This is a genomic window from Methylobacterium terrae, from assembly GCF_003173755.1.
Taxonomy (GTDB): Bacteria; Pseudomonadota; Alphaproteobacteria; order Rhizobiales; family Beijerinckiaceae; genus Methylobacterium; species Methylobacterium terrae.
This window is the reverse complement of sequence record NZ_CP029553.1, coordinates 3,660,581-3,687,420: the sequence shown is the minus strand read 5'-3', so window position 1 is coordinate 3,687,420 and position 26,840 is coordinate 3,660,581. Positions and strand designations below refer to the sequence as shown.

The window sequence follows — 26,840 nt, the reverse complement described above, 5'->3', positions numbered from 1 at the left end:
TTTCCGCCGCGCCGCGGACCCCTTCCCAGATCCCGCGTCCCCGAGAGGCTGTTCGACACCCCCATGTCCCAGAGAGTGCGCATCTCGCTCGACGCGATGGGCGGCGACCACGGCCCCTCGACGGTCGTGCCCGGTGCGGGGCTCGCCCGCGAGCGCCACCCCGAGACGACGTTCCTGATGTTCGGCGACGAGGCGGTGCTCACTCCCCTGGTCGCGGCCGAGCCGCGCTTGAAGGGCGCGGTCGAGATCCGCCACACCACCGTGGCGGTCGCCATGGACGAGAAGCCGAGCCAGGCGGTGCGCTCCGGCCGCGGCAAGTCGTCGATGTGGAAGGCGATCCAGGCGGTGCGCGACGGCGAGGCCGACGCCGCGGTCTCGGCCGGCAATACCGGCGCCCTGATGGCGATGTCGAAGATCTGCCTCAAGACGATGTCGCACATCGAGCGGCCCGCCATCGCCTGCCTGTGGCCGACGGTGCGCGGCGAGAGCGTCGTGCTCGACGTCGGCGCCACCATCGGCACCGACGCCAACCACCTCGTCGACATGGCGGTGATGGGCGCCGCGATGGCCCGCATCGTGTTCGACCTCGACCGGCCGACGGTCGGGCTCCTCAATGTCGGCACCGAGGAGATGAAGGGCAACGAGGCGGTCAAGGAGGCGGCGCGCGTGCTGCGCGAATCCGACCTGCCGGGGCTCGCCTATCACGGCTTCGTCGAGGGCACCGATCTCGGCCGCGGCACCGTCGACGTGGTGGTGACGGAAGGCTTCACCGGCAACATCGCGCTCAAGACCGCCGAGGGGACGGCCAAGCAGATCGCCGCCTACCTCAAGGGTGCGATGGGCCGCACCCTGATGGCGAAGATCGGCTACCTGTTCGCCCGCGGCGCCTTCGAGGCCCTGCGCGAGAAGATGAACCCGAGCCGGGCCAATGGCGGCGTCTTCCTCGGCCTCGAGGGCATCGTCATCAAGAGCCACGGCGCCGCCGACGCCGAGGGCTTCGCCGCCGCCGTCGACCTCGCCTACGACATGGCCCGCCACGACCTGATGCGGACGATCCGGGAGCGCCTCGACGCGACGCCGGCGCAGGCCTCGGCATAGGAGAACGCATCATGACCCGCCTTCGCTCGGTGGTGCGGGGCTGCGGCTCCTACCTGCCGCGGACGACCGTCACCAACGACGACCTCGCCGCCCGCGTCGAGACCTCGGACGACTGGATCATCCAGCGCACCGGCATCCGCCAGCGCCACATCGCCGAACCCGACGAGACCACCTCGGTGCTCGGCATCAGGGCGGCGCAAGCCGCCCTGCGCGACGCCGACGTCGATCCCTCGACGATCGACCTCGTGATCTGCGCGACCTCGACCCCGGACCACACCTTCCCGTCGACCGCGACCCAGATCCAGGCCGGGCTCGGCATCCACGCGGGCGCCGCCTTCGACCTCCAGGCGGTCTGCGCCGGCTTCGTCTACGCGGTCGCCACCGCCGACAAGTTCCTGACCACGGGGGCGGCGACCCGCGCCCTCGTCGTCGGGGCCGAGACCTTTTCGCGGTTGCTCGACTGGGAGGACCGCACCACCTGCGTGCTGTTCGGCGACGGCGCCGGCGCCCTGGTGCTGGAGGCCCAACCCGGCGAGGGCCTTGCGAGCGACCGCGGCGTGCTGACGAGCCAGCTCCGGGCCGACGGCCGCCACCGGGAGAAGCTCTACGTCGACGGCGGACCGGGCTCGACCGGAACGACCGGCAAGCTGCGCATGGTCGGCAAGGAGGTGTTCCGCTTCGCCGTCGGCTCGGTCACCGACGTGATCGCGCAGGCCTTCGAGGCCACCGGCACCACCGCCGACGACCTCGACTGGTTCGTGCCGCACCAGGCCAACCGGCGCATCATCGAGGCCTCGGCCGACAAGCTCGGCATCGCCCGCGAGAAGGTGGTGCTCACGGTCGACCGCCACGGCAACACCTCGGCGGCCTCGATCCCGCTGGCCCTGGACGCGGCCTGCCGCGACGGCCGGATCAAGCGGGGCGACCTCGTGATGATCGAGGCGATCGGCGGCGGCTTCACCTGGGGCAGCGCGCTGATCCGCTGGTAGAGGCCGAGAAGTTCCGGGGAACCCGCCCGACGCCCGGTTGACCCAGGCCGCATCGCAGATTAGCGTGCGCGATCATAGACATACGTTATTTTCGCGAATCAGCCGCCGGGGGAGCAGCACGATGGCAGGCAAGACGGTCACGCGGGCCGATCTGAGCGAGGCCGTCTACCAGCGGGTCGGCCTGTCGCGGACGGAATCCGCCGCCCTGGTGGAGACCGTGCTGTCGGAGATCTGCGGCTGCCTCTCCTCCGGCGAGACCGTGAAGCTGTCCTCGTTCGGCTCCTTCGTGGTGCGCGACAAGGGCAAGCGGGTCGGCCGCAACCCGAAGACCGGCGTCGAGGTGGCGATCGAGCCGCGCCGCGTGATGGTGTTCAAGCCCTCGAACGTGCTCAAGGCCCGGATCAACGGCGACGCCGCTCCGGACGAAGACGACGGCTGAGCCGGCCCATGACCGGGGCGGCGGCGACTCAGGACGGGACCCCGGGCGAGGAGCGGGAGGACGCCCTCCGGCCCGACGGTCCCGGCGCTCCCGCCCGCGCCGTCCTGCCCGAGAAGGAGCCCGGCGCCTTCCGCACCATCAGCGAGGTCGCCGAGGATCTCGACCTACCCCAGCACGTGCTGCGGTTCTGGGAGACCCGCTTCACCCAGGTGCGCCCGCTCAAGCGCGGCGGCAACCGGCGCTACTACCGCCCCGACGACGTCGACCTCCTGCGCGGCATCCGCCGCCTCCTCTACGGCCAGGGCTACACGATCCGGGGCGCCCAGCGGGTGCTGCGCGAGCGCGGCATGCGCTTCGTCCAGGCGGTCGGCCGCGGCGAGCAGACCGCCCCGGCCTTCGTCGAGACCGACCCCGAACCGGAGCCCGAGGCCGCCCCGCCGCCGCTCGCGCGGGCCGACCGGGCGAGCCTGACCGCGGCGCTGGACGAGTTGCGGGCGTGCCGGCGGATGCTGGCCGGCCTGCGCCCGGCACGGACGGCCGGATCGGACGCGCCGGAGCCGACATAGCGGTAAGGTCGCAGAACCATCCGCCGAGGTCCGCGTTACGGGCACATGGCCGAGCCCCGCCGCCACGCTTCCCCGACCACCGAGCTGATCGCGCGGCTGATGCGCGTCGTGCGCACCTGCCCGGAGGCGACGGCCGACGTGCTCGAGCTCGTGCTCCTGGTGAGCCAGATCGAGGCGATCCCGGTGGTCGACCGCGACTACCGCGACGCGAGGCGCGTGATCGCGCGGCTGCGCCATCCGCTCTGGGACATGACGCCCGACCAGCGCGAGGTGCTGCGCCGGGCCGCCGACACGATCCGGGACGCCTGCCGCCTGCGCGAGACCGACATCCCGGCCGACCCGATCGGGGATGCCGGCGAGCGGGCGCGGATCGAGCGCGGCCTCGCCTCGGCCCTTGCGGGCGAGTTCACGCCGGCCCAGATCGCCCGGGTGACCGGCGCCACCCTGGCGGTGCTGCAGGCCGCCGAGGGCGACGGGGCGGAGGAGGGGGCGGAATGATCGGCGACTACCCGGTCGAGGGGCGGGGCTACTGGCTCTGGCTCGGCGGCGTGGCCCTGCTCGGGCTGTTCAACCTGTTCGTGATGCTGGTCCTGCACTGAAACGGGCTTCCTCGACGGAACCCGGGCCTCGGGCCCTCGACGGCGAAGGGCCCGCTCCCCACATGCGGCCGGCATCCCCTCGGAGAGCTTGAGAGCCACATGACCAGCCCCTTCCGCCCGACCCTGGCGCTCGCCGTCCTGATGGCCGCCGGGCCCGTGCTGGCCGCAGGCCCCGTCCTCGCCCAGGCGCCCAAGGTCCGCGAGCACGCCGTCGCCTCCGGCAAGCAGGTCCGGCTCGTGATGGTGCCGAACATGAAGAAGGACTGCTCGCTCGGGCCGCAGCCCGAGCTGAAGGTGACGAGCCCGCCGAAGAACGGCGCCCTGATCCAGCGCGCCGGCAAGGTGAAGACGCCGGCCACCTACCGCTGCCCGAACGCCGAGGCCAACGTCCAGGCCCTGTTCTACGAGAGCAAGGCCGGCTTCACCGGCAACGACGAGGTGACGGTGGAGATCAAGGGCACTGACGGCAACGTCAGCACCCAGACCATCAAGCTCACGGTCGGGCCCGCCGGGACCAAGGAAGGCCCCAAGGACTCGAAGGACGGCGCCAAGAAGGACACCACCGACCTCTGATCGCCCGCCGCGCCGGCGGCTTCCTTGCGCCTGCCGGCGCTCGCTGGCGGCCTCCGGGCCCTTGCCCCTCGCGCAGGGGCCGTCCCCGGGCTGCCGAAACGAAGCGGGAACGGCGACCCGGCGGCCGGCGTTTCCCTCACGTCTCGCGGAGTGCCCGACGGCGCTTCGAGGGGTGTGGAAGAACCGGAACAGGCGTGTCCTTTACGGCACAGGGCCGGTCGCGCACCGGCTTTCGCCTTGGCGAACTTGCGACTTTCCCGGCCGCTGCGGCACGCGCCTTGCCCGCAGCCGGCCTGCATACAGGCTCCTGCCCGTCTCCGCATCCCTCCCAACGTCGCCGCGCTGCGACAAACATGGGGATATCGATTGCATCCGAGGCGGGACAGGATGATCCTGGCGATGTCGTGAGGGTCCGGAATGCCAATGCCGTCAGCGAGCGACCTCTTTCAAACTTTCGCGCGCAGCTACGAGTCCCGGAGGGATTCGGAGCTGACGCTCTCCGAGTATCTCGACGCCTGCCGTGACAATCCCTTGATGTACGCGAGTGCGCCGGAGCGCATTCTCGACGCGATCGGGCAGCCCGAGTTCATCGATACGGCGCGGGATCAGCGCCTGGGCCGGATCTTCATGAACCGGACCATCCGCACCTACCCCGCCTTCTCCGAGTTCTACGGCATGGAGGAGACGATTGAGCGGATCGTCTCGTTCTTCCGCCACGCCGCGCAAGGACTGGAGGAGCGCAAGCAGATCCTCTACCTGCTCGGGCCGGTGGGCGGCGGCAAGTCGTCCCTCGCCGAGCGGCTGAAGGCTCTGATGGAGGTGCACCCGATCTACGTGCTCAAGGCCGGCAACGAGATGAGCCCGGTCTTCGAGAGCCCGCTGGTGCTGTTCGACCCCGAGACGATGGGGCCGATGATCGAGGAGCGCTACGGCGTGCCGCGGCGGCGCCTGACCGGCCTGATGAGCCCGTGGTGCCTGAAGCGCCTCGACGAGTTCGGCGGCGACATCTCGAAGTTCAAGGTCGTCAAGGTCAACCCGTCGCGCCTGCGCCAGATCGGAATCGCCAAGACCGAGCCGGGCGACGAGAACAACCAGGACATCTCGTCCCTCGTCGGCAAGGTCGACATCCGCAAGCTCGAGACCCTGAGCCAGGCCGATCCCGACGCCTATTCCTACTCGGGCGGCCTCAACCGGGCGAACCAGGGCATCCTCGAATTCGTCGAGATGTTCAAGGCGCCGATCAAGATGCTCCACCCCCTGCTCACCGCGACGCAGGAGGGCAACTACGTCGGCACCGAGAACATCGGCGCGATCCCCTTCACCGGCATCATCCTCGCCCACTCGAACGAGGCCGAGTGGCAGAGCTTCAAGACCAACAAGAACAACGAAGCCTTCATCGACCGAATCTACGTCATCAAGGTGCCGTACTGCCTGCGCGTCACCGAGGAGCAGCGGATCTACGAGAAGCTGGTCTCAGGGTCCGAGCTCGCCGCGGCGCGCTGCGCCCCCGGCACGCTCGAGATGCTGGCCCGGTTCTCGGTGCTCTCGCGCCTGCGCGAGCACGCGAATTCGAACGTCTTCTCCAAGATGCGGGTCTATGACGGCGAGTCCTTGCGCGAGGTCGATCCCCGCGCCCGCTCGATGCAGGAATACAAGGACACCGCCGGCGTCGACGAGGGCATGGACGGGATCTCGACCCGCTTCGCCTTCAAGGTGATGGCCGCCACCTTCAACCACGACACCACCGAGGTCTCGGCCGACCCGGTCCACCTGATGTACGTCCTCGAGCAGTCGCTGCGCCGCGAGCAGCTGCCGCCCGAGACCGAGAAGCGCTACCTCGAATTCATCAAGGGCGAGCTGGCGCCGCGCTACGCCGAGTTCATCGGCCACGAGATCCAGAAGGCCTACCTCGAATCCTACCACGATTACGGCCAGAACCTGTTCGACCGCTACATCGACTACGCGGACGCCTGGATCGAGGACCAGGACTTCAAGGACCCGGAGACCGGGCAGCTCCTCAACCGCGAGCTCCTGAACCAGGAGCTCACCAAGATCGAGAAGCCGGCGGGCATCGCCAACCCGAAGGATTTCCGCAACGAGGTGGTGAAGTTCGCCCTGCGCTCGCGGGCCCAGCACGGCGGGCGCAACCCGTCCTGGACCTCCTACGAGAAGATCCGGGAGGTGATCGAGCGGCGGATGTTCAGCCAGGTGGAGGAACTCCTGCCGGTCATCTCCTTCGGCTCGAAGAAGGACAGCGAGACCGAGAAGAAGCACGGCGAGTTCGTCGAGCGGATGAAGGACCGCGGCTACACCGAGCGCCAGGTCCGCCGCCTCGTCGAGTGGTACATGCGCGTCAAGCAGGCGGGCTGACCCCGGGCGGGCTGAACCATCGAGGCCCGCGGGCGCTTGTCCCACGGGCCTCCCCCCTCGGAGCGATGGCGGGGGACGGGCCCGGCAGGTTAAGATGGCGTGATCGGAGAGCGCGAAGCGGATGCACATCATCGATCGACGCCTCAATCCCGGCGGCAAGAGCCTGGCGAACCGGCAGCGCTTCCTGCGCCGCGTCCGGGACGTGGCCCAGCGCGCCGTGCGCGAGGCGGCCCGGGACAAGGACATCAAGGACCTCGGCAAGGACGGCAACGTCACCGTTCCGGTCGACGGCGTGCGCGAGCCGAAATTCACCCGCAACCCCTCGACCGGGATCCAGGACCACATCCTGCCGGGCAACAAGACCTACATCGAGGGCGACCTGATCGAGCGCCCGCCGGGCGGCGGCGGGGGAGGGGGGGGCAGCGGCGACGCCGGCGACGGCGGCCAGGACGGCGAGGACACGTTCCGCTTCGTCCTCACCCGCGAGGAATTCCTGGAACTCTTCCTCGAGGACCTGGAACTGCCCGACCTCGCCAAGCGCCGCCTCGCGGTCGTCGCCACCGAGGCCCTGCGCCGGGCCGGCTACACGGTGACCGGCTCGCCGGCGAATCTCGCCCTCGGGCGGACGCTGCGCAACTCGCTGTCGCGGCGCATCGCCCTCAAGCGGCCGAAGGCCTTCGAGCTGGAGGCGCTGGAGGAGGAGATCCGGGCGCTGGAGGAGAGCGATCCCGATGCCGCGATCCTCGACGAGCTGAAGGCGGAGCTCGCGCGCCTGCGCACCCGCTCGCAGCGCATCCCCTACGTCGACCCGATCGACCTGCGCTACCGGCGCTTCGAGCCCTATCCGCGGCCCGTGGCCCAGGCGGTGATGTTCTGCCTGATGGACGTCTCGGGCTCGATGACCGAGCACATGAAGGACCTCGCCAAGAGGTTCTACATCCTGCTGCACATCTTCCTGACCCGGCGCTACAAGCACGTCGAGATCGTCTTCATCCGCCACACCGACCACGCCAAGGAGGTCGACGAGGAGACCTTCTTCGGCTCGCGCGAGACCGGCGGCACCCTCGTGTCGTCTGCACTGGTCGAGATGAAGCGGATCATCGCCGAGCGCTACAATCCCGAGGACTGGAACATCTACGCGGCGCAGGCCTCGGACGGCGACAACGTGTCGAGCGACGGGGCCACCTCCCAGGACCTCCTGCGCTCCGCGATCCTGCCGGCCTGCCAGTACTTCGCCTATCTCGAGGTCGGCGACGAGGGCGGGCCGCGGGCCGGCTTCGTCGAGCACCGCACCACGCTCTGGCGCACCTACGAGCCGGTCTCCAAGACCAACTCGGTGCTGGCGATGCGCAAGGTCAACCACCGCCGCGACATCTACCCGGTCTTCCGCGAGCTGTTCGCCCGCAAGGCCGGCCAGGAAGCGGCGTCGCCGTGACGAGGACGCGGCCCGCGCGCGGGCCGCGCGACTGAACCGAGGGCCCGCGTCCCGCCGGGGGATGCACGAAACACCGGGAGGTTCGACGCCCGATGAGTTCCACCACCTTCGACGCGCGGCCCGCCGGCCCGGCCGTGTTCGCCAGGAAGGGCCCGCTCTTCACCGGCAACGACTGGGATTTCGACACCATCCGGCGCATCCACGACGCCTGCGAGGCGATCGCCGGGCCGGAGCTGGGCCTGAGCTGGTACCCCAACCAGATCGAGATCATCACCGCCGAGCAGATGCTGGACGCCTACGCGTCGATCGGCATGCCGCTGTTCTACAAGCACTGGTCGTTCGGCAAGCACTTCGCCCAGCACGAGGCCGGCTATCGCCGCGGTCTGATGGGGCTGGCCTACGAGATCGTCATCAACTCCGACCCGTGCATCTCCTACATCATGGAGGAGAACACGGCGACGATGCAGACCCTCGTCATCGCCCACGCCGCCTTCGGCCACAACCACTTCTTCAAGAACAACTACCTCTTCCGGCAGTGGACCGACGCGGAGGGCATCCTCGACTACCTGGAATTCGCCAAGACCTTCATCACCCGGTGCGAGGAGCGCTACGGCCACAACGCCGTCGAATCGGTGCTGGACGCCGCCCACGCGCTGATGAACCAGGGCGTCCACCGCTACCCCCGCAAGAAGCGCCCCGACCTCTCCTCCGAGCAGCGCCGCGAGCGCGAGCGCCAGGAGCACCAGGAGAGGATGTACAACGACCTCTGGCGCACCCTCCCGGCCAAGGCCCAGTCGGGCCGGCCCGACCCGGGCGCCGAGCGGCGCCGGGCGCTGCTGGAACTGCCGCAGGAGAACATCCTCTACTTCCTGGAGAAGGCGGCGCCGCGGCTCCAGCCGTGGCAGCGCGAGATCCTGCGCATCGTCCGCCACGTGGCGCAGTACTTCTACCCGCAGCGCCAGACCAAGGTGATGAACGAGGGCTGCGCCACCTACAACCACTACCGGATCATGACCCGGCTGTCGGAGACCGGGCAGATCGACGAGGCGGCCTACCTCGAATTCCTGCAGTCGCACACCAACGTGATCCGCCAGCCCACTTACGACGACCGGCATTACGGCGGCCACAACCCCTACGCCATCGGCTTTGCCATGATGACGGACATCGCCCGCATCTGCACCGAGCCGACCGAGGAGGACCGGGCGTGGTTCCCCGACATCGCCGGCAGCGGCGACGCGATGGAGGTCTTGCGCGACGTCTGGGCCAATTACCGCGACGAGAGCTTCATCGCCCAGTTCCTCAGCCCCAAGCTGATGCGTCAGCTGCGGCTGTTCCACGTCACCGACGACCCGGACAAGCCGGACTTGCGCGTCGAGGCGATCCACGACGAACGCGGCTACCGGCGCCTGCGCCGCGCCTTCGCGCGGCAATACGACGTCGCCTGGCTCGATCCCGACATCGAGGTGGTCGACGTCGATCTGGAAGGCGACCGCAAGCTGATCCTGCACCACAAGGTGCTGAACCGCGTCCTGCTCAACAAGGACGACGCGATGCGGGTGCTTCAGCACCTCGCCGACCTGTGGGGCTACGACGTGCTGATGAAGGAGGTCGATACCACCACCGGCGCCGTGCTCAAGGAGCACACCGCCAGCGCGCGGCCGACCTTCTTCTGAGAAGGCGTCGACCCCTCCTGCCATCCCACCCACGGCCTCGTCCCGAGGCTGCGGGTGGGGTTTGGAGTTCGTCCTATCCGGAGCGCGCCTGCTCGCGCACGGTCCGGGCCGCCTCGGCGCCGTAGCGGGCGATCAGCCCGGGCAGGTCGTCGGCCGCCGCGCCTCGCTGCGCGAGCTCGGCGCGAAGCCGCTCGGCCAGCGCGTCGTCCGGCGAGCGGCCGACCGGCGGCGGCATCGCGCCGGCCTCGACCAGCCGGCGCTTGTAGGCCTCGGCCTCGCCGCCGCCGAGGTTCAGACGCGCGCACATCCACTCGCCGAGCATCTTGTTGCGCCGGGCGATCGCCAGGAAGCGCAACTCCTCGTCGAGGGCGAACAACGCCTCGGCCGCCCGCTCCCGTTCGTCGAACAATGTCGTCATCGGGGTGATCTCCCGCGCGGATCCACGCCCCCACCCCCTGACAATGGCGACGAGGGTCCTGCTCGACCAGACCCGGTCGCCGAGCCGTGATCGCCGGAAGGCGCAGGCCGGAACGAAGCCGGGCGGCTGCGAGTTGCCGGGGGCACCTCGGTACCCCACGGGAGCATCTTAATGGCTGACGACAAGAATACCGGCGACAAGAACCTCCGGGCGCTCTTCCTGCACCAGCTCAAGGATACCTACTTCGCCGAGAACGCGATCCTGAAGGCGCTGCCGAAGATGGTGCAGGCGGCCCGGTCGGAGGAGCTGCGGGGCGCGCTCAGCGTCCACGTCGAGGAGACCCGCGAGCAGGTCAAGCGGCTCGACCAGGTCTTCCGGGCCGTCGGCGAGAAGCCCGAGGGCGTCACCTGCCAGGCGATCCAGGGGATCATCGCCGAGGGCGAGGAGGTGATGCGCGAGTTCGCCGGCGGCGAGGCGCTGGATGCCGGCCTGATCGCCGCCGCGCAGGCGGTGGAGCACTACGAGATCACCCGCTACGGCACCCTGCTGGCCTGGGCGCGCCAGCTGGGCTTCGCCGAGGCCGAGGACCTGATCAAGGAGACCCTGGTCGAGGAGGAGAACACCGACGAGGTGCTCTCGGAGCTCGCCGAGGACGCGGTCAACCCGGCCGCCGCGTAACCAGCGCGCCGTCCGCGCGTTTCAGCGGCAGGGAGGCAGCGCCATGCCGGAGATCGCCGGGATCCTCGAGACGGTCCTCTACGTCGACGACCTCGCGCGGGCGGCCGCGTTCTGGGGCGGGACGATGGGCCTGCCCTGCATCCACGAGGACCACCGGATGCGGGCCTACGACGTCGCCGGGCGCGGCGTGCTGCTGCTGTTCCCCCGCGGCGGCTCGCTGCATCCGATCGCGACGCCCGGCGGCACCATCCCGCCCCATGACGGCTCCGGCCCGCTGCACCTCGCCCTGTCGATCCCGGCCGGAGCGCTGGCGGCGTGGGAGGAGCACCTGACCGCACAGGGAACCGCGATCGAGGGGCGGACCACCTGGCCGCGGGGCGGCGTCAGCCTCTACTTTCGCGATCCCGACGGACACCTGGTCGAGCTGGCGACGCCGGGATTGTGGAAGGGGTATTGAGGGACCGACGCTCCCGTCGCCCGATGAAGCCGGTCGAACGACGCGAAGGATGCCGGACCCGTCGCGGACGCCAACCCGCGTCGGCGATCGACGGACCCTCACGCCGTCCAGTGCTGCCCGTCATACGCGAACCGGTCCGGCTGGCAGGCGAGCGCCGAGAGGCCGGCCAGCGCCGGATCGGCGATGGTGATGACGCAGGTCGGGATCTTGCTCATCCGGTCGGAGAAGGGCGGCTTGTGCTCGAAGGCCCGGCGGAAGGTGCCCTCGTTCAGCACGTCGAGGATCCGGGGCGCGATGCCGCCGCCGATATAGACCCCGCCGGTCGCCAGGAAGGTGAGCGCGAGGTCGCCGCAGAGCCGCCCGAGCAGCTTTGCGAACACCCGCAGGGTGCGCTGCGCCGCCGGATCCTCGCCCGACATCCCGCGCTCGGTGATGTCCTTCGGATCGGCCTCGCCGCCGCCGAGGCCGGCATGGAGGCGGGTCAGGCCGGGGCCCGACAGCAGCGACTCGACGGTGATGCGGCCCTCGATCCGGGCGAGACGGGGCCAGAACTCGGCCTCCTCCGCGTCGCTCGGCCCGAAATCGATGTGCCCGGCCTCGGTCGAGACGATGGCGAGCTGGCGGCCGTAGGGGACGAGGCCGGCGGCGCCGAAGCCGGTGCCGGGGCCCAGAACCAGGCGCGCGCCGCCGTCGGGGCAGAGGATCGGGCCGATCTGCTCGAGGATCGTGCGGTCGCGCCCGGCCGGGTCGAGGGCGGCGGCGCCGGCGGCCACCGGCACGTAGTCGTTCACGACCCGGCAGCTCGCGAGGCCGAAATCGCGGCCGATCCGCTCGCCCTCGATGACCCAATGGGCGTTGGTGAGGTGCACCGCCGGCCCGTCGACCCGGGCGGCCACCGCCAGGATGGCGGAGCGGGGCGGGACGACCTCGCTCCGCGCGAGGGCATCGCGGATCGCCGCGCTCGGATCGGGATAGGCGGCGGTCTTCTCGTGGGCGAGCACGACCGGCTCGGCCCCCGGCTTCTCCTGCACGGCGAAGCGCGCGTTGGTGCCACCGATGTCGCCGAACAGGACCGGGAACTCGAACATGGGCCGCCGCCTCGCCTCGCGCGCTTGGGGTTTCGGTTATAGCGCCGCGGCGGCCCCGGTCGACAGGCTCAGGCGCCCTCCATCCGGCCGACCTCCTTCATCGCGCGCTTGAGCGCCAGCAGGCGCCGGTCGCGGTCGCGGAACAGCTCGGCCGGGTCGCGCCCGCCCCAGTCGAAGAAGCCCTTGCCGGCCATCACGCCGGTGCGCCCCTGCGCCACGAGGTCGTCGATCGCCTCCGAGCGGGTGCGGGCGGGGGGCGGGCTGTAGCTCGCGTTCGCCAGCGCGTGGCGCAGCAGCTCGATGCCGGTGAAGTCCGCCTTGGCGAGGTGGCCGAGGATCGGGATGCGGAGCGCCAGGCCGTGGATGATGGCGTCGTCGATCTCGCGGGCCGAGGCCACGCCCTCGTCGAGGAGGTGATAGACCTCGGCCGAGATCGCCGACTGGATCCGGTTGGCGACGTAGCCCGGGATGAAGCGCTTGAGGACGATCGGCACCTGCCCGAGGCCGAGGACGAGCTGGCGCGCCTCCTCGATCACCGCCGGGTCGGTCTGCGGGCCCGGCACCACGTCGACGAGGTCGACGATGTAGGGCGGGGTGTACCAGTGCATCACCAGGGCGCGCGCCTGCCGGCTCTCCGGGATCAGCGGAAAGACGTCGAGGTAGCTGGTGTTGCTGGCGATCCGGGTCTCGGGATCGCAGAGGCGGTCGAGCTCGGAAAACAGCGCGCGCTTGGCCTCCGGGTTCTCGGTGATCGCCTCGATGACGAGGCTCGCGCCGGCGACGGTCGCGGCGAGGTCCGGCTCGAGGCGGATCGCCTGCGCCGCGCGCTCCGGCGTCCATTCGGGGGAGACGGCGCCGGCCTCCCGCAGGGTGTCGAGGGCGGAGGCGATCAGCCCCGGCACCCGCTCCAGGGTCTCCGGCCGGCTGTCCGTCAGCCGCACCCGGTGCCCGCCGAGCGCCAGCACGAGGGCGATGCCGTGCCCCATCAGCCCGGCCCCGACGACCGCGATCTCGCTCATGTGGTCCTCCCGTTCCGTTCGTCTTGATGACCCCGACCACGCACCGGTCGAGACCCCGGGCTGCTGCCGGCCCGCTTGTCCTACCTACCCGCAACCCGATCCCGGGCAACCGTGGGGAGCGCCAGCCCGCGCGGAATTTTGCGGCCGAGACGACGCGGAGCGGGTGTGTCGGGGGATCGAGCCCGGCCTTGCCGGGCGGTGGGGCTGCGCCGGTCATGTCGTGACGCACGGCCCGCCCGGCGGCGCGAGGCGCCTCACACGGGCAACCGGCAGCCGCACGCGGACGCCAGCGCGTTGCCGATATCACGAACGTAGGGGGAAAGTTTTTCAGGCCAGCAGGAAACTGGCGGAGAGAGAGGGATTCGAACCCTCGATACGGTTGCCCGTATACACGCGTTCCAGGCGTGCGCCTTCAACCACTCGGCCACCTCTCCGGGCCAGACCTGCGGGGCGGCGGGGCGCCCGTGCCGGTCAGGTGCCGTCCTCTAGCGGGGCGCGGGCCGCCGCGCAAGCGCGAGATCGCCGGAGCGGTGGATTCGTTGCCGATGCGGGCGCCGGCGCTGCAACCGGTGCGGGGTATCGGTCGTTTCGATCAACGGCCGGCGCGTGGGCGCCGGCCGGCCGGGATCGGCCGCCCGACAACACGAGACCGCCCCTCCGACGGCGCCGCCCCCGGGCGGGCGCCCGGACGGGCCGACCGGCAAGGACAGGCGACGTGGACAACGACAGCGTGAATGCCCGAGACGGTGCCGAGCACGATCGTGCCCAGGCCGAGCGGCCCGTGATCCTGGTGGTCGAGGACGAGGCGCTGACGATCATGGACCTCAGCGACGTGCTCGATGCGGCCGGCTTCGAGGCGCTGCAATCGGCCTCGGCCGAGCGGGCGCTGGGCCTCCTGACCGGGAGGACCGACATCGTCGCGCTGATCACCGACGTGGAGCTCTCCGGCAAGACCGACGGCTTCGACCTCGCCCGTTCGGCGGCGCAGATGCGGCCCGACCTGCCGATCGTCGTCGTCTCCGGCCGCAGCAAGCCCGATCCGGAGCGGATGCCGCCTCACGCCCGCTTCATCGCCCGGCCCTGCCGCGGCGACGACATCCTGGAACTCCTCAGGAGCCTGATGAAGGGCTAGGGCAGGCGGGGCCGATCGGGGGCCCGAACGGCTCGGGCTCGTCCAGCCACACCTCGACCGGGGCGCAGGCCGGCCCGAAATCGAGGATCAGGTTGCGCAGCCGGCGCGCCGGTGCCCCCGGCGCCCCGGGCATGTCGACGGCTTCGCCCACGGCCCGCAGGACGCCTTCGATCCTGCGTCGGCCCAGGGTCAAGCTGACGGGTGTCCCGCTGCAGGCGTCCACGCTTCCTCTCCTCTCACAGTCAACCGGATAACGCTTCGCCGGGGACCGTGGTCCATCGGTGAGTCGATCAGGGTTACGGCCTGGTCACCAACGTGCACGACCCGCAAGCCTGCACTTCGGGGTTGAGTCGCGACGCCGTCGGAGGCTCCGCGCCTCGAGCCGGCGCCGCAGGGCCGCGACGCCGGCGTGCCGGTGCCGGGCACCGCCGAACAGATCGAGGGATGAGCGGGACGTCGTCGGACGCGTCGGCATGGACGCCCTCGGGCGAGGGCCTGCTCGACGGGACGTAAAAAAACCCGCCGCGCGGGGCGCGGCGGGGTCGGGCAGCGGGGCCGAAGCGTGGGGCCGATCAGCTGCCGGCGCGGTCGCGCAGGGCCGGGATGAACAACTCCTGCCAGCCGGCCGGCTTGTTCTTCATGATGCCGGCCCGGCTCATGAAATTCACGAACTCCATGATGCCGTGCGGCGTCGCAGAGTACCGGCTGTCCGGGTCCTCGATGATCTGGACGACGTCCTCCGGGCTCACCTTCACCTTGGAGGCGCGGGCGAAGATCTCGGCGGTCTCGGCCTTGTTGGTCTTGATGAAGTCGTTCGACTGGTCGAGGGCGGCCAGGAAAGCCTGCGTCGCCTTCGGGTTCGCCTCGGTGAAGCGCTTGAGCGCGAACACGACGTTGAGGGTGATGTCGCCGAAGATCTGCGAGGCCTTGAGGATCGTGCGCACCTTCGGATCGGCCCGCTCGACCCCGGTGAAGGGCGGCGAGGCGAAGTGGGCGACGATCTCGGTCTTGCCCGAGAGCAGGGCGGCGACCGCCTCCGGATGGGGCAGGCCGACGGTGCTCGAATCGAGCTTGGTGTAGTTCTCCGGCCCGAACTGCTTGGCCACCGCCATCTGCAGCACCACCGCGGCGAGCGAGGTCTTGATGCCCGGGATCGCGATCTTGTCCTTCGGGGTGAAGTCGGCGAGCGACTTGATCTCGGGCTTGTTGACGTTGAGGTCGAGCGCCGTCGAGGCCAGGCCCGAGATCCCGGTCACCTCGGTCTTGGCGCTGCCGCGGCCCTTCGACCACAGGGCGAGGAAGCCGGGGGCGCCGGTGCCGGCGATGTCGAGGGAGCCGGCGATCATCGCGTCGTTGATGACGTTGCCGCCATCCAGCGTGAGCCAGCTCACCTTGACGTCGCCGAGGCCCGCCTTGGCGGCCTGCGCCTCGAGGAACTTCTTCTCCTGCATCACGAAGAGCGGCAGGTAGAGGGCGCCGTAGCCCTTGGAGATGCGGATTTCGGACACCTCGGCGCGGGCGGCGCCGAGGTTCAGCGAGAGCGCCAGGGCGGCGCCGGCCGCGAGGCCGAGGAGCTTGCGTGCGAACATGGGGATCCTCCCGGTTTTCGTCGTTCATGCCCCCCGGACCGTCCGCGGTCCAGGGGGCGTGGCGCTCGTTTTCTTGTTAGTGCTGCATGCCCCAGCGGCGGATCGTCTTCTTCTCGATGTTGGCGAAGATCACGTTCTCGACGAAGAGGCCGATCATGATGACGGTGAACAGGCCGGCGAAGACGTTGGTGGTCTCGAGGGCGTTGCGGTTCTCGAAGATGTACCAGCCGAGGCCGCCCGAGCCGGAGGAGACGCCGAAGACCAGTTCGGCGGCGATCAGCGTGCGCCAGGCGAAGGCCCAGCCGACCTTGAGGCCGGTGAGGATGCTGGGGAAGGCCGCCGGGATCAGGATCGCCCGCACCAGGCTCAGGTTGCGCAGGCCGTAGTTCAGGCCGACCATCTTGAGGGTGTTCGAGACCGAGCGGAAGCCCGCATGGGTGTTGAGCGCGATCGCCCACAGCACCGAGTGGACGAGGACGAACACCACGCTGCCCTGGCCGAGGCCGAACCAGATCAGCGCCAGCGGCAGGAGCGCGATCGCCGGCAGCGGGTTGAACATCGCGGTCAGCGTCTCGAGCAGGTCGGTGCCGATCCGCGAGCCGATGGCGAGGGTGGTGAGCAGCGCGGCGAGCACGATGCCGATGCCGTAGCCGATGGCGAGCGTCTGGAGCGAGACCAGCGCCTTGGCGGGGATCTCGCCGCTGAGGACGGACGAGACGAAGGCCTCGACGGTCGCCGAGAAGGTCGGGAACAGCAGCGGGTTGTCGAGCCAGCGGCCGTAGATCTCCCAGACCACCGCGAGGGCGGCGAGCACGACCGCCTTGCGCAGCCAGCTCTGGCGGTAGGCGAGCTCGGCGAAGGACAGGCGCTGCTCGACGCTGATCGCACCGGCGGCGGAGGTCTCGCGGACGATCTCGGGCCGCGGGGCCAGGGGTGTCGAGAGGGGGGCGAGGGTGGCGGTCACGGCGTGTCTCCCAAGGATCTTGGCTGTCTAAGCGAACAGCATGTCGTTGATGCGGGTCTCGAGGGCGCCCTGCGCCGCGGTGCCGAGCTCGGAGGCCGGCAGGCTGTTGAGCTCCGCCTTGACCTGGCCCGGATGGGGCGAGAGCAGCAGGATGCGGGTGCCGACCTTGATCGCCTCCTCGATCGAGTGGGTGACGAACAGCACCGTGAAGCGGGTGTCCTCCCACAGGCGCAGGAGCTCGTCCTGCATCTTGCGGCGGGTGAGCGCGTCGAGGGCCGCGAAGGGCTCGTCCATCAGCAGGATGTCGGGTTCCATCGCCATGCCGCGGGCGATGGCGACGCGCTGCTTCATGCCGCCCGACAGCATGTGGGGGAAGGAATCGGCGAACTTCGCGAGGCCGACCTTCTCGATGTAGGACATCGCCCGGTCGTCGGCTTCCGCGCCGGTGGCGCGGCCGCTCGCGGTCAGCGCGAAGGCGACGTTCTGCCTGACGGTCTTCCAGGGCAGGAGCTGGTCGAACTCCTGGAACACCATCATCCGGTCAGGGCCGGGCTCGGTGACCTTGCGGCCCTTGAGCTTGATCTCGCCCTCGACCGGGGTCATGTAGCCGCCGATCGCCTTGAGCAGGGTGGACTTGCCGCAGCCCGACGGCCCGAGCAGGATGTAGCGGTCGCCCGGCATCACCTCGAAATCGACCCGGTAGGTCGCGGTCACGAGGTGATCGGTCGTCTTGTACTGGAGCGTGACACCCTGGACCTGGAGCAGCGGCTCAGGAATGATGGTCGGGCGTGCGTTCATGGCGTTGTCCTCCCCGTTTCGTCGCTCGCGGACCGGATGCCCCGTCTGAGGGTGCTTGGCCCGCCGTTGGACGTTGGGGTAGCCTTCGAACCTGTCGCCAACCTGACAGATATTGCCACGCGGTGAACGGGGAGGAACTTTCGTGCGCATCCTGCTCGTCGAGGACACGCGGGACGTCGGCGAGGCCATCGCCGCACGCCTGCGCGGGCTCGGCCATGCGGTCGACTGGGAGGTCGACGGCGCGGCGGGGGACGCGGTGCTGGAGGTCCAGGCCTACGACCTCGTGATCCTCGACGTGAACCTGCCGGGGCTCGACGGTTTCGCGATCCTCAAGCGCCTGCGCGCCCGGAGGGGACCCGTGCCGGTGCTGGTGCTGACCGCTCGCTCGGAGGTCGACGACCGGGTCGGCGCGCTCGATCTCGGCGCCGACGACTACCTGGTGAAGCCGTTCGACTTCCGCGAGCTGGAGGCGCGGGTGCGCGCGCTCCTGCGGCGCAACAGCGGGCATGCCGACAACGCGCTCAGCCTCGGCAACCTGCGCCTCGACCGCGAGGCCCGCAGCGCCAGCGTGGCCGGCGAGCCCCTGGACCTCACCCGGCGGGAATGGACCCTGATCGAGATCCTGGCGGCGCGGCCCGGCCGCATCTTCGCCAAGGGCGAGCTCCTGGAGCGGGTCTTCGCCTTCGAGGAGGAATCGAGCGAGAACGCCGTCGAGCAGATCGTGGCGCGCCTGCGCCGCAAGCTCGTCGCCGCGGGCGCGAGGGCCGAGATCCGCACCCTGCGGGGCCTCGGCTACCAGGTCGTCTGCCAGGAATCGTGATCCCGCAACCATGATCACCCGCGCGCCCTCGCTGCTCGCCTCCTCGCTCTTCGCCCGCCTCGTCGCGGTGCTGGCGGCGGTCCTGGCCGTCGGGGCGGGGCTCCTCCTCGTCGCCGCCTGGGCCTCGGCGCGGCTCGCGGCGGACGAGGCCTACGACCGGCTCCTCGTCGGGGCGGCGCTCCAGATCGCCGAGACCATCGCCAGCGACGGGCGCGAGGTCTCGGTCGATCCGCCGTTCTCGGCCTTCGAGACCTTGGGGCTCAGCCCCCGCGACCGGATCTTCTACAAGGTGGTCGATCCGGCCGACCGCCTGCTCACCGGGGACGCCGACCTCGCGGTGCCGGTCGACCGCGCGCGGTTGTCCGCCGGGCCGATCCTCCTCGACGCGGAGCATCGCGGCCAGGCGGTGCGGGCGGTGGTGGCCGGGCGCTACGTGCCGGACGCCGCGCGTTCGGGCTTCGCCGCCGTGGTGGTGGCCCAGACCCGCGAGGCGCGGGGCGCGCTCGCCCGGGCGCTCACGGTCAAGGCGAGCCTGATGGTGCTGGCGATGAGCGCGCTGGCGCTCGGCGCCGTCGCGGTGGCGGTGCGCGCCGCCCTGCGGCCGCTCCGCGCCATCGAGGGCGTGCTGGCAGCCCGCGGGCCCAACGACCTCCAGCCGCTCGGCCTCGCCGCGCCGCGGGAGATCCACCTCCTCGTCACCTCGATCGACCATTTCATGGGCCGGCTGTCGGGCCACGTCGCCGTGATGAAGCGCTTCATCGCGGATGCCGCGCACCAGATCCGCACGCCGCTCACCGCCCTCGCCGCCCAGCTCGACCTCCTGTCGAGCGAGACCGACGAGGGGCGCCGCCGCGACCAGCTCGCCCGGCTGCGCCAGCGCACCGCCGAGCTCGGGCACCTCACCAACCAGCTCCTCAACCACGCCATGGTGATCCACCGCGCCCGGTCCGCGCCGCTCAAGCCCGTGGACGTGGCGGGGCTCGCCCGCCGCACCCTGATCGACGCCGCCGAGCAGGCCGGCGACCGGGCGGTGGACATCGGCTACGAGGGGCCGGAGGAGGCCGTGACGATCCCGGGCGACGCCATCGCGCTGCGCGAGGCCCTGGCGAACCTGATCCACAACGCCTTCAAGCACGGTGCGGCGCGCCGCCTCACGGTCCGGCTCGGGCGCGAGCGCGGCCGGGTGGTGCTGGCGGTGGAGGATGACGGGCCGGGCATCCCGGCCTCCGAATGGGCCCGGGTCCGCGAGCCGTTCCAGGCCGCCACCGGCGGCGGCATCGGCTCGGGCCTCGGCCTGTCGATCGCCGCCGAGGTCGCGGCGGCCCATGGCGGCGAGCTTCGCTTCGAGACCCATTCGGAGAGGGGGTTCTGCGTGATCCTGTCCCTGCCGGACGAGGAGGCGCGGCCGTGATCCGCCGCATCGCCGCCCTCCTGGCTCCCGCGCTCGTCACCCTCGCCCTCGTCGCAGGCCCGGCCGCCGCCGAGCAGGTGAGCCGCTTCCCGGCGAGCGAGCACGAGCGCACCGTGCTGACCATCCGCTCCGCCGCCGATGCCGACGCGATGGCGCCGCTGATCCGCGACTACCAGCTTCTCTACCCGGACGTGACGGTGGTCTACCACGAGTACATCACCGCCGACCTGTTCAGCGAGGTGGCGGCGGCCTGTGCCGCCGGGCGGGTGGCGGGCGGCTACGAGGCCGACCTGGTGATCTCGTCCTCGGTCGATCACCTGATCAAGCTCGCCAACGACGGCTGCGCCCGGCCCCACCGCTCGATCGAGACCGGCCGCCAGCCCGACTGGGCGGCCTGGCGCAACGAGGTGTTCGGCTTCACCACCGAGCCGGCGGTGATCGCCTACCGGCCGGACCTCGTGCCCCGTGAGGACCTGCCGCGCAGTCGCGTCGAGCTCGTCGACCTCTTGCGGCGCAAGCCCGAGGCCTATGCCGGGCGGATCGGCTCCTACGACATCACCCTGTCGGGCATCGGCTACCTGTTCGCGGTCTACGACGCGCGCGCGGCGGCCACCTACGGCCGCCTCGTCGAGGCGTTCGGGCGGGCCAACCTCCAGGTGCGCTGCTGCACCGCCGACCTGATCGCCGACCTCGAGGCGGGGCGCATCGCCATCGGCTACAACCTGCTCGGCTCCTACGTGTACGGCGCGATGCGGCGCGGCGCCCGCCTCGGCGTGGTGGTGCCGCAGGACTACACCCTGGTGCTCAGCCGCGCCGCCCTGGTGCCGGTCGTCGCCCGGGCGGCGGGGGACGCCTTCGCGTTCCTCGACTACCTCCTGTCGGAGCGCGGGCAGCGGGTGTCCCGCGACGAGGGCTTCTTCTTCGACCGCACCGGGCCCCTGCCGGCCGGGGTCGACGGGCCGCCGAGCCTGTCGGCCGCCGGCATCTTCCGGCCGATCACCGTCGGGCCGGTCCTCCTCGCGGTGCAGGACCGGGCCAAGCGCGCCCGCTTCCTCGCCGAGTGGCGCCAGTCGATCGGGGCGGAGGTGCCGCGGGGAGGGGTGCAAGGGGGACCCCGGGGAGGGCAGCGGGCGGAGGAGCCGTGAGCCCGCGCAACCCGTCCCGGGCCCGCGCCGTTGACGGAGCGGCGTGCAAGCCGTCAGGAGGTGACGATCGCCATGAAGGGGTCCCCGTATAGCCTGTGGCTCTCCGCCGCCAACCGGGCCGCCGGATTCTGGATGGGTCACGCCGCGAACGCAGTGCGGCGCCAGCAGCGCGCGGCGCTCACCGAGCTGAGCAAGGCCGGCGTCAGGCCGAAGGCGAAGCGCCGGCGCCGGACGAAGCGGCGCGTCGCCTGAGCCGGCCCCTTCGCGCGGCCTGCGAATCGCCCTAAGCTCCCCGGCCGCGAGCCGTCCCGCGATGAACGGGACGGCCACCGGAGGAGGCAGCCATGCAGGAGGCGGTGCGCATCACGGTGCGGCCCGACGGCCGCTACACGCTCTATCGCGGCGAGACGCCGCTGATCTTCGGACTGACCCGCGAGATGGCCTTCAGCCTCGCCGAGAGCTGCGGCGTCGTCATCGAGCGGGCCTACAGCATCAACTGACGCCGATCACGCCTCGCCGCGGGCGACGAGGCGGGGCCAGACCAGGCCGGCGGCGAGCGAGGCCGCCGCGCCGCACCCGCAGCCGACCACCTTCACCAGGAAATCGGCGACGCGGCCGTGCCGGGTCGGCTCGAGCAGCTGCAGCGCCTCGAGGGCGCCGGCCGCGGCGGCCGTCAGCAGGAGAACCTGCCAGCGGTGGCGCGGATAGCCGAGGCACAGCAGGAAGGCGAGCGCCGCGAAGGCGGAGAACCGCTCGATCGAGACCGGCATGGCGCTGACCGGCCGGTAGCCGATCGGGGCGATGGTCGCCGCCGTGATGGCGGCCAGGATCAGCCAGCCGAGAAGGCGTGACGCTCTGGACATCATGAGAGGAGAGCCCCGTGCGGACCGGACGGTCCGGGCTGGCGGAATGCCGCCATGGCGGTGCCAGATCGCGTGGGCCGGTGCAATGCCGCAGGGGCTGCGGCACCGTGGCCTCCGACGCTCGGCCTCGCCCGGCGGGCGGCTCCGCAACCCCGCGGGGCTGTCCGACGTGGAAGAAGACCTCGTGCCGGCCCGGGAATGATCCGCACCGGCCGTCGCCTCGGCCCGCCGCCGTCAGGCCAGGGCCGGCACCACCAGCGCGCCCTCGGCGCCGCCGCCGCTGCCCGCCGCGAACACCACCCGGCCCCCGTCGAGGCGGGCCCGGCCGCTCGCCACCAGGGCGAGCGCCGCAGGATAGAGCCGGTGCTCCTGCACCAGCACCCGGGCGCTCAAGGCATCCTCGTCGTCCTCCGGCAGCACCGGCACGGCGGCCTGGGCGACGATCGGGCCGGCGTCGAGTTCCGGCACCACGAAGTGCACCGTGCAGCCATGCACCCGCACACCCGCCGCCAGAGCCTGGGCGTGGGTGTGGGTGCCGCGAAACAGCGGCAGCAGGGAGGGGTGGATGTTGAGCATCCGCCCGGCCCAGGCCTCGACGAACCAGGGCGTCAGCACCCGCATGAAGCCGGCGAGCACCAGGAACTCGACGCCGTGGCGGCGCAAGCCTTCGTCGAGCGCCCGCTCGAAGGCGGCCCGGTCGGAGAACGCGCGGTGGTCGACCGCCTCGGTGGCGAGGCCCGCCGCCGCGGCGCGGGCGAGGCCGGGCGCGTCGGGCCGGTTCGAGGCGACGAGCACGATCTCGGCCGGGTAGTCCGGCGCCTGCGCCGCCTCCAGCAGCGACACCATGTTGGAGCCGCGACCGGAGATCAGGATCGCGACCTTGGCGCGGGCGCTCATAGGGCGAGGCGCCCCGCATAGGTGACCGGGCTTTCACCGCGCGCGGTGATCTGCCCGAGGCGGACAGGCGCCTCGCCGGCGGCGGACAAAGCCGCGCTCACCGCCTCGGCCCGGGCCGGATCCACCACCACCACCATGCCGATGCCGCAGTTGAAGGTGCGCAGCATCTCGGACTCGGCGACGTTGCCCTGGCGGGCGAGCCAGCCGAACACCGGCGGCACGTCTATCGCGTCGAGGTTCAGGGCGATGCCGACCCCGTCCGGCAGGACGCGGGGCAGGTTGTCGGGGAAGCCGCCGCCGGTGATGTGGGCGAGCGCCTTGATGGCGCCGGGACCGGTCTCCTTGAGCGCCGCCAGCAGCGGCTTGACGTAGATCCGGGTCGGCTCCAGCAGCGCCTCGCCGAGGCTCAGCCCTTCCGCGAACGGCGCGGGCGCGTCGTAGCCGAGGCCCGACGCCGCCACGATCCGGCGCACCAGCGAGAACCCGTTCGAGTGCACGCCCGACGAGGGCAGGCCGAGCACCACGTCGCCGGGCGCGATGACGGCGACCGGCAAGAGCGCGCCGCGCTCGGCGGCTCCCACCGCGAAGCCCGCGAGGTCGTAATCCGCGCCGTCGTAGAGGCCCGGCATCTCGGCGGTCTCGCCGCCGATCAGCGCGCAGCCGGCCTGGCGGCAGCCCTCGGCGATGCCCCTGACGATGTCGGCCCCGACGCCGGGCACGAGCTTGGCCGTGGCGTAGTAGTCGAGGAAGAACAGCGGCTCGGCGCCCTGGACGATGATGTCGTTGACGCACATCGCCACGAGGTCGATGCCGATCGTGGCGTGGCGCCCGGTCTCGATCGCGATCTTGACCTTGGTGCCGACCCCGTCGTTGGCCGCGACCAGGATCGGGTCCTTGAAGCCCGCCGCCTTGAGGTCGAACAGGCCGCCGAAGCCGCCGATCTCCGCGTCCGCTCCCGGCCGGCGGGTCGCCCGCACCAGGGGCTTGATCGCCTCGACCATGGCATTGCCGGCATCGATGTCGACGCCGGCTTCCGCGTAGGTCATCCCGTTCTGGCGCTCGCCCGTCGTCATCCCTCGACCCTTCGCCTCGATCCGTCACGTGTTGCGACCGCTCTTAGCCGCTCTTGTGCGTGATCGCGAGTCGGGGCAGCCGGGGGGAGCCATGACGCCGTCGCCGACCCTCCTCCGATCGCTGCCGAACCTGATCACCGCCGCGCGCCTCGCCGTGGTGCCGGTCGTCGTCTGGGCCATCGTGCGGGAGGCCTGGGGGACCGCCTTCCTGCTCTTCGCGCTGGCGGGGATCTCGGACGGCATCGACGGCTTCCTCGCCCGCCGCTACGGCCTGACGAGCCGCCTCGGCGCGATCCTCGATCCCCTGGCCGACAAGGCCCTGATGCTCGGCGTGCTGGTGGGCCTGACCCTCGCCGGGCTCGTGCCGGCCTGGTTCCCGGTCGTGCTGGTCGCCCGCGACTCCCTGATGGTGGTGGGCGCCGGTATCGCCCGGCTCGCCGGCCGCCCGCTGGACACCCCGCCGCTCCTCGTCGGCAAGCTCAACACCGCGGGCCAGATCGCCTTCCTGGCCTGGCTCCTCGGCGGCCGTGCGCTCGGGATCGAGGCTCCAGCGGCGGAGGCGCTCGCGATGCCGGCGCTCGCCGGTCTGTCGGTCGCCTCGGCGGCGATCCAGGGCCTCCGGTCGATGCGGACCCGGTCCGGCGCTTGACCCTGCGGCGCGGCCCTTCCATCTCGGGTCGGCCGGGGCGCGACGGATTCGCGCGTGCGACGGGCTCGAACCGCGATGCCGATCCAACGCCGGGCCGCCCTCACCCTGGCCGTCCTCGCCGTGCTGGTCTTCCTGCTCTACCAGCTGCGCGACGTGCTGCTGCCCTTCGTGGCGGGTGCCGCGCTCGCCTACGCCCTCGATCCCGTCGCCGACCGGCTCGAGCGGCTCGGGCTCGGGCGGCTCACCGCGACGCTGATCATCCTGGCGGTCTTCGTCTGCGGGCTGATCCTGGCCCTGATCCTGGTGGTGCCGCTCGCGGCCAACCAGGTCGCGGCGCTCGTCGCCTCGCTGCCGGCGATGATCGCGAAGCTCCAGGCGATCATCGCCGAGCGGGCCGGTCCCCTGATCGAGCGGGTCGGCGGCGCGAGCGCGCTGCAGGACCTGCAATCCTCCGTCAGCAACCTGATGGGGCAGGCGGTGGCCTGGATCCTCGCCTTCCTGCGTTCGCTGTGGTCGGGCAGCCAGGCGATCGTCGGCATCGTCTCGCTGCTCGTGGTGACGCCCGTGGTGGCGTTCTACCTGCTGGTCGACTGGGACCGGATGATCGCGACCCTCGACCGCTGGGTGCCGCCGCGCCACCGCGACACCGCCCGGATGCTGGCCCGCGACATCGACGGCGCCATCACCGCCTTCATCCGCGGCCAGAGCCTGGTCTGCCTGATCCTCGGCACCTTCTACGCGGTCGGCCTGTGGCTGGTCGGGCTGAATTTCGGCGTGCTGATCGGCCTGATGGCGGGCTTCCTCACCTTCATCCCGTATGTCGGCTCGCTCACCGGCTTCCTGCTCTCCACCGGGGTCGCGCTGGTGCAGTTCTGGCCCGACTGGGTCTCGGTGCTGCTGACGGTCGGGGTTTTCCTGGTCGGGCAGTTCCTCGAAGGCAACGTGCTCCAGCCCAAGCTCGTCGGCGACGCGGTGCGGCTGCACCCGGTCTGGCTGATGTTCGCGCTCCTCGCCTTCGGCTCGCTGTTCGGCTTCCTCGGGCTGCTCCTGGCGGTGCCGGTGGCGGCGGCGCTCGGGGTCGTCGCCCGCTTCGCGGTGAAGCGCTACCTGGAGAGCCGCCTCTACCACGACGGCACGCCGATCCTCGGCGCCGACGCGACGGTGGTGGTGGCCGAGCCCGTGGTCGCCAAGCCTGTGGTCGCCAAGCCTGTGGATGCCAAGCCGGCGGTGGCCAACGCGGCGCCGCCCGCCATATCGAAGCCCTGAACCCGTCGAAGAGCGCCCACGAACCCCGCATGCCCGACCAGCCGCGCCAGCTCGCCCTCGACCTGCCCGTCGCCCCCCGCTTCGGGCTCGAGGACTTCCTGGTCAGCCCGACCAACGAGGGGGCTTACGCCCGCATCGAGGCCTGGCCCGAATGGCCGGACCGGGTGCTGGTGCTCACCGGCCCGCCGGGCAGCGGCAAGAGCCACCTCGCGGCGATCTTCGCCGAGCGCTCCGGCGCGCTCACCGTGCCGGTCGCCGCGGTGACGGCGGAGGCGGTGCCGGAGCTGGCGCGAGCCGACGCCCTGGTGATCGAGGATGCCGACCGGGAGCCGGGCCGCGACGAGAAGGCCCTGTTCCACCTCCTCAACCTCGTCCGCGAGCGGGGCCTGAGCGTGGTGGTGACGGGATCCGGCCCGGTCGAGGCCTGGGGCCTTGCCACGCCGGACCTGCGCTCGCGGCTTCGCCTCGCGCCGGGCGCGAGCCTCGCCCCCCCGGACGAGGCCCTGCTCAAGGTGGTGCTGGTGAAGCTCTTCCTCGACCGCCAGCTCGTCGTCGATACCAGCGTGGTCGACGCCCTGGCCCTGCGCCTCGACCGGTCGCTGGCGCGGGCCCGCGACGTGGTGGCGCTCCTCGACCGCGAGGGCCTGAGCCGGCGCCGGCGCATCACCCGGCCGCTGGCGCTCGCGACCCTGGCGGCCCTCGAGGGTGGCGAGGACGAGGGCAGCGACGAGGCGGGCGAGGAACCGGAGGGCGAGGGGTAAGTCTTCCTATCGATATGTCGTCCGATCGATTCGTGGGGTGAATCGCGGCCCGCGCCGCCGGCCTTCACGC

The 26,840-nt window shown here is 71.4% G+C and carries 29 protein-coding genes and 1 tRNA gene; 20 read left to right on the top strand and 10 right to left on the bottom strand.

The genetic code is table 11. The features are described from left to right. Nucleotides 1-63: 63 nt before the first annotated feature. The 9 genes from plsX to DK419_RS16925 all read left to right on the top strand — a co-directional run bounded on the left by plsX (nt 64) and on the right by DK419_RS16925 (nt 9,742). The gene (plsX, locus tag DK419_RS16965; protein ID WP_109960119.1) at nt 64-1,098 is read left to right on the top strand and encodes a phosphate acyltransferase PlsX; all 1,035 of its coding nucleotides are present in this window, start codon (nt 64-66) and stop codon (nt 1,096-1,098) included. A gap of 11 nt (nt 1,099-1,109) precedes the next feature. Beyond that, on the top strand, nt 1,110-2,087 hold the full coding sequence (locus DK419_RS16960) for a beta-ketoacyl-ACP synthase III (RefSeq protein WP_109960118.1): 978 nt from the start codon (nt 1,110-1,112) through the stop codon (nt 2,085-2,087). 121 nt (nt 2,088-2,208) lie between these two features. After that, on the top strand, nt 2,209-2,526 hold the full coding sequence (locus DK419_RS16955; RefSeq protein WP_048435950.1) for an integration host factor subunit alpha: 318 nt from the start codon (nt 2,209-2,211) through the stop codon (nt 2,524-2,526). Nucleotides 2,527-2,534: 8 nt separating this feature from the next. Continuing rightward, nucleotides 2,535-3,092 (top strand): MerR family transcriptional regulator, encoded by a 558-nt coding sequence (locus tag DK419_RS16950; RefSeq protein ID WP_109960117.1) that lies wholly within the window; start codon nt 2,535-2,537, stop codon nt 3,090-3,092. A 45-nt stretch (nt 3,093-3,137) separates the two neighbouring features. After that, a complete protein-coding gene (locus tag DK419_RS16945; RefSeq protein ID WP_109960116.1) occupies nt 3,138-3,590 on the top strand; it encodes a hypothetical protein in 453 nt (150 codons plus the stop codon). Between the two features lie 200 nt (nt 3,591-3,790). After that, nucleotides 3,791-4,264 (top strand): 4-aminobutyrate aminotransferase, encoded by a 474-nt coding sequence (locus DK419_RS16940; protein WP_109960115.1) that lies wholly within the window; start codon nt 3,791-3,793, stop codon nt 4,262-4,264. A 417-nt stretch (nt 4,265-4,681) separates the two neighbouring features. After that, the gene (locus DK419_RS16935; RefSeq protein WP_109960114.1) at nt 4,682-6,634 is read left to right on the top strand and encodes a PrkA family serine protein kinase; all 1,953 of its coding nucleotides are present in this window, start codon (nt 4,682-4,684) and stop codon (nt 6,632-6,634) included. A 121-nt stretch (nt 6,635-6,755) separates the two neighbouring features. Continuing rightward, a complete protein-coding gene (locus tag DK419_RS16930) occupies nt 6,756-8,069 on the top strand; it encodes a YeaH/YhbH family protein (RefSeq protein WP_109960113.1) in 1,314 nt (437 codons plus the stop codon). Nucleotides 8,070-8,161: 92 nt separating this feature from the next. After that, on the top strand, nt 8,162-9,742 hold the full coding sequence (locus tag DK419_RS16925) for a SpoVR family protein (protein ID WP_109960112.1): 1,581 nt from the start codon (nt 8,162-8,164) through the stop codon (nt 9,740-9,742). A gap of 73 nt (nt 9,743-9,815) precedes the next feature. Here DK419_RS16925 and DK419_RS16920 read toward each other — a convergent pair whose 3' ends face one another. Next, on the bottom strand, nt 9,816-10,160 hold the full coding sequence (locus DK419_RS16920) for a DUF1476 domain-containing protein (RefSeq protein WP_109960111.1): 345 nt from the start codon (nt 10,158-10,160) through the stop codon (nt 9,816-9,818). Nucleotides 10,161-10,331: 171 nt separating this feature from the next. Between DK419_RS16920 and DK419_RS16915 the strand changes: the two genes are divergently transcribed. After that, nucleotides 10,332-10,838: a YciE/YciF ferroxidase family protein gene (locus DK419_RS16915; protein ID WP_109960110.1), complete on the top strand. Its 507-nt coding sequence runs from the start codon at nt 10,332-10,334 to the stop codon at nt 10,836-10,838. A 43-nt stretch (nt 10,839-10,881) separates the two neighbouring features. After that, nucleotides 10,882-11,295, top strand: a complete 414-nt coding sequence (locus DK419_RS16910; RefSeq protein ID WP_109960109.1) for a VOC family protein — start codon at nt 10,882-10,884, stop codon at nt 11,293-11,295. Between the two features lie 98 nt (nt 11,296-11,393). On the opposite strand, the gene DK419_RS16905 is transcribed toward DK419_RS16910, so the two are convergent. From DK419_RS16905 to DK419_RS16895, 3 genes are all read right to left on the bottom strand, one after another. Continuing rightward, the gene (locus tag DK419_RS16905; RefSeq protein ID WP_109960108.1) at nt 11,394-12,383 is read right to left on the bottom strand and encodes a glucokinase; all 990 of its coding nucleotides are present in this window, start codon (nt 12,381-12,383) and stop codon (nt 11,394-11,396) included. Nucleotides 12,384-12,451: 68 nt separating this feature from the next. Next, on the bottom strand, nt 12,452-13,402 hold the full coding sequence (locus tag DK419_RS16900; protein ID WP_109960107.1) for a 3-hydroxyacyl-CoA dehydrogenase family protein: 951 nt from the start codon (nt 13,400-13,402) through the stop codon (nt 12,452-12,454). 344 nt (nt 13,403-13,746) lie between these two features. Continuing rightward, a tRNA-Ser gene (locus DK419_RS16895) sits at nt 13,747-13,836 on the bottom strand. A gap of 281 nt (nt 13,837-14,117) precedes the next feature. On the opposite strand from DK419_RS16895, the gene DK419_RS16890 reads away from it, so the two are divergent. After that, nucleotides 14,118-14,534 (top strand): response regulator, encoded by a 417-nt coding sequence (locus DK419_RS16890; protein WP_245442477.1) that lies wholly within the window; start codon nt 14,118-14,120, stop codon nt 14,532-14,534. A gap of 572 nt (nt 14,535-15,106) precedes the next feature. On the opposite strand, the gene DK419_RS16880 is transcribed toward DK419_RS16890, so the two are convergent. From DK419_RS16880 to DK419_RS16870, 3 genes are all read right to left on the bottom strand, one after another. Continuing rightward, nucleotides 15,107-16,123, bottom strand: a complete 1,017-nt coding sequence (locus tag DK419_RS16880; RefSeq protein ID WP_109960105.1) for an ABC transporter substrate-binding protein — start codon at nt 16,121-16,123, stop codon at nt 15,107-15,109. A 76-nt stretch (nt 16,124-16,199) separates the two neighbouring features. Then, a complete protein-coding gene (locus DK419_RS16875) occupies nt 16,200-17,054 on the bottom strand; it encodes an ABC transporter permease (RefSeq protein WP_245443030.1) in 855 nt (284 codons plus the stop codon). 60 nt (nt 17,055-17,114) lie between these two features. Next, nucleotides 17,115-17,885 carry an ABC transporter ATP-binding protein gene (locus DK419_RS16870; RefSeq protein WP_109960103.1) on the bottom strand — a complete coding sequence of 257 codons (771 nt, stop codon included), beginning with the start codon at nt 17,883-17,885 and terminating at the stop codon, nt 17,115-17,117. Between the two features lie 142 nt (nt 17,886-18,027). Here DK419_RS16870 and DK419_RS16865 point away from each other — a divergent pair, with 142 nt between their 5' ends. The 5 genes from DK419_RS16865 to DK419_RS29050 all read left to right on the top strand — a co-directional run bounded on the left by DK419_RS16865 (nt 18,028) and on the right by DK419_RS29050 (nt 21,761). Beyond that, the gene (locus DK419_RS16865) at nt 18,028-18,705 is read left to right on the top strand and encodes a response regulator transcription factor (RefSeq protein ID WP_109960102.1); all 678 of its coding nucleotides are present in this window, start codon (nt 18,028-18,030) and stop codon (nt 18,703-18,705) included. A gap of 10 nt (nt 18,706-18,715) precedes the next feature. Next, nucleotides 18,716-20,116 (top strand): sensor histidine kinase, encoded by a 1,401-nt coding sequence (locus DK419_RS16860; protein WP_109960101.1) that lies wholly within the window; start codon nt 18,716-18,718, stop codon nt 20,114-20,116. After that, entirely contained in the window at nt 20,113-21,261 is a 1,149-nt protein-coding gene (locus DK419_RS16855) for an ABC transporter substrate-binding protein (protein ID WP_342587196.1), read from the top strand. The genes DK419_RS16860 and DK419_RS16855 overlap by 4 nt, the downstream gene beginning before the upstream one ends. Before the next feature lie 72 nt (nt 21,262-21,333). Beyond that, entirely contained in the window at nt 21,334-21,513 is a 180-nt protein-coding gene (locus DK419_RS16850) for a hypothetical protein (protein ID WP_109960100.1), read from the top strand. A 92-nt stretch (nt 21,514-21,605) separates the two neighbouring features. Then, a complete protein-coding gene (locus DK419_RS29050) occupies nt 21,606-21,761 on the top strand; it encodes a hypothetical protein (RefSeq protein ID WP_164712518.1) in 156 nt (51 codons plus the stop codon). 6 nt (nt 21,762-21,767) lie between these two features. Here the strand turns inward: DK419_RS29050 and DK419_RS16845 are convergent, their stop codons facing one another. From DK419_RS16845 to purM, 3 genes are all read right to left on the bottom strand, one after another. Continuing rightward, nucleotides 21,768-22,127, bottom strand: coding sequence for a VanZ family protein (locus DK419_RS16845; protein WP_109960099.1), 360 nt, complete (start codon nt 22,125-22,127; stop codon nt 21,768-21,770). 231 nt (nt 22,128-22,358) lie between these two features. Next, nucleotides 22,359-23,021, bottom strand: a complete 663-nt coding sequence (purN, locus tag DK419_RS16840) for a phosphoribosylglycinamide formyltransferase (protein ID WP_109960098.1) — start codon at nt 23,019-23,021, stop codon at nt 22,359-22,361. Next, entirely contained in the window at nt 23,018-24,094 is a 1,077-nt protein-coding gene (gene purM / locus DK419_RS16835; protein WP_109960097.1) for a phosphoribosylformylglycinamidine cyclo-ligase, read from the bottom strand. Before purM ends, purN begins: the two co-directional genes overlap by 4 nt. Nucleotides 24,095-24,185: 91 nt before the next feature. Between purM and DK419_RS16830 the strand changes: the two genes are divergently transcribed. From DK419_RS16830 to DK419_RS16820, 3 genes are all read left to right on the top strand, one after another. Further along, a complete protein-coding gene (locus DK419_RS16830) occupies nt 24,186-24,743 on the top strand; it encodes a CDP-alcohol phosphatidyltransferase family protein (protein WP_109960096.1) in 558 nt (185 codons plus the stop codon). Nucleotides 24,744-24,818: 75 nt separating this feature from the next. Further along, on the top strand, nt 24,819-26,009 hold the full coding sequence (locus tag DK419_RS16825) for an AI-2E family transporter (protein ID WP_425352590.1): 1,191 nt from the start codon (nt 24,819-24,821) through the stop codon (nt 26,007-26,009). 29 nt (nt 26,010-26,038) lie between these two features. Continuing rightward, a complete protein-coding gene (locus tag DK419_RS16820) occupies nt 26,039-26,770 on the top strand; it encodes a P-loop NTPase family protein (protein ID WP_109960095.1) in 732 nt (243 codons plus the stop codon). Nucleotides 26,771-26,840: the final 70 nt, after the last annotated feature.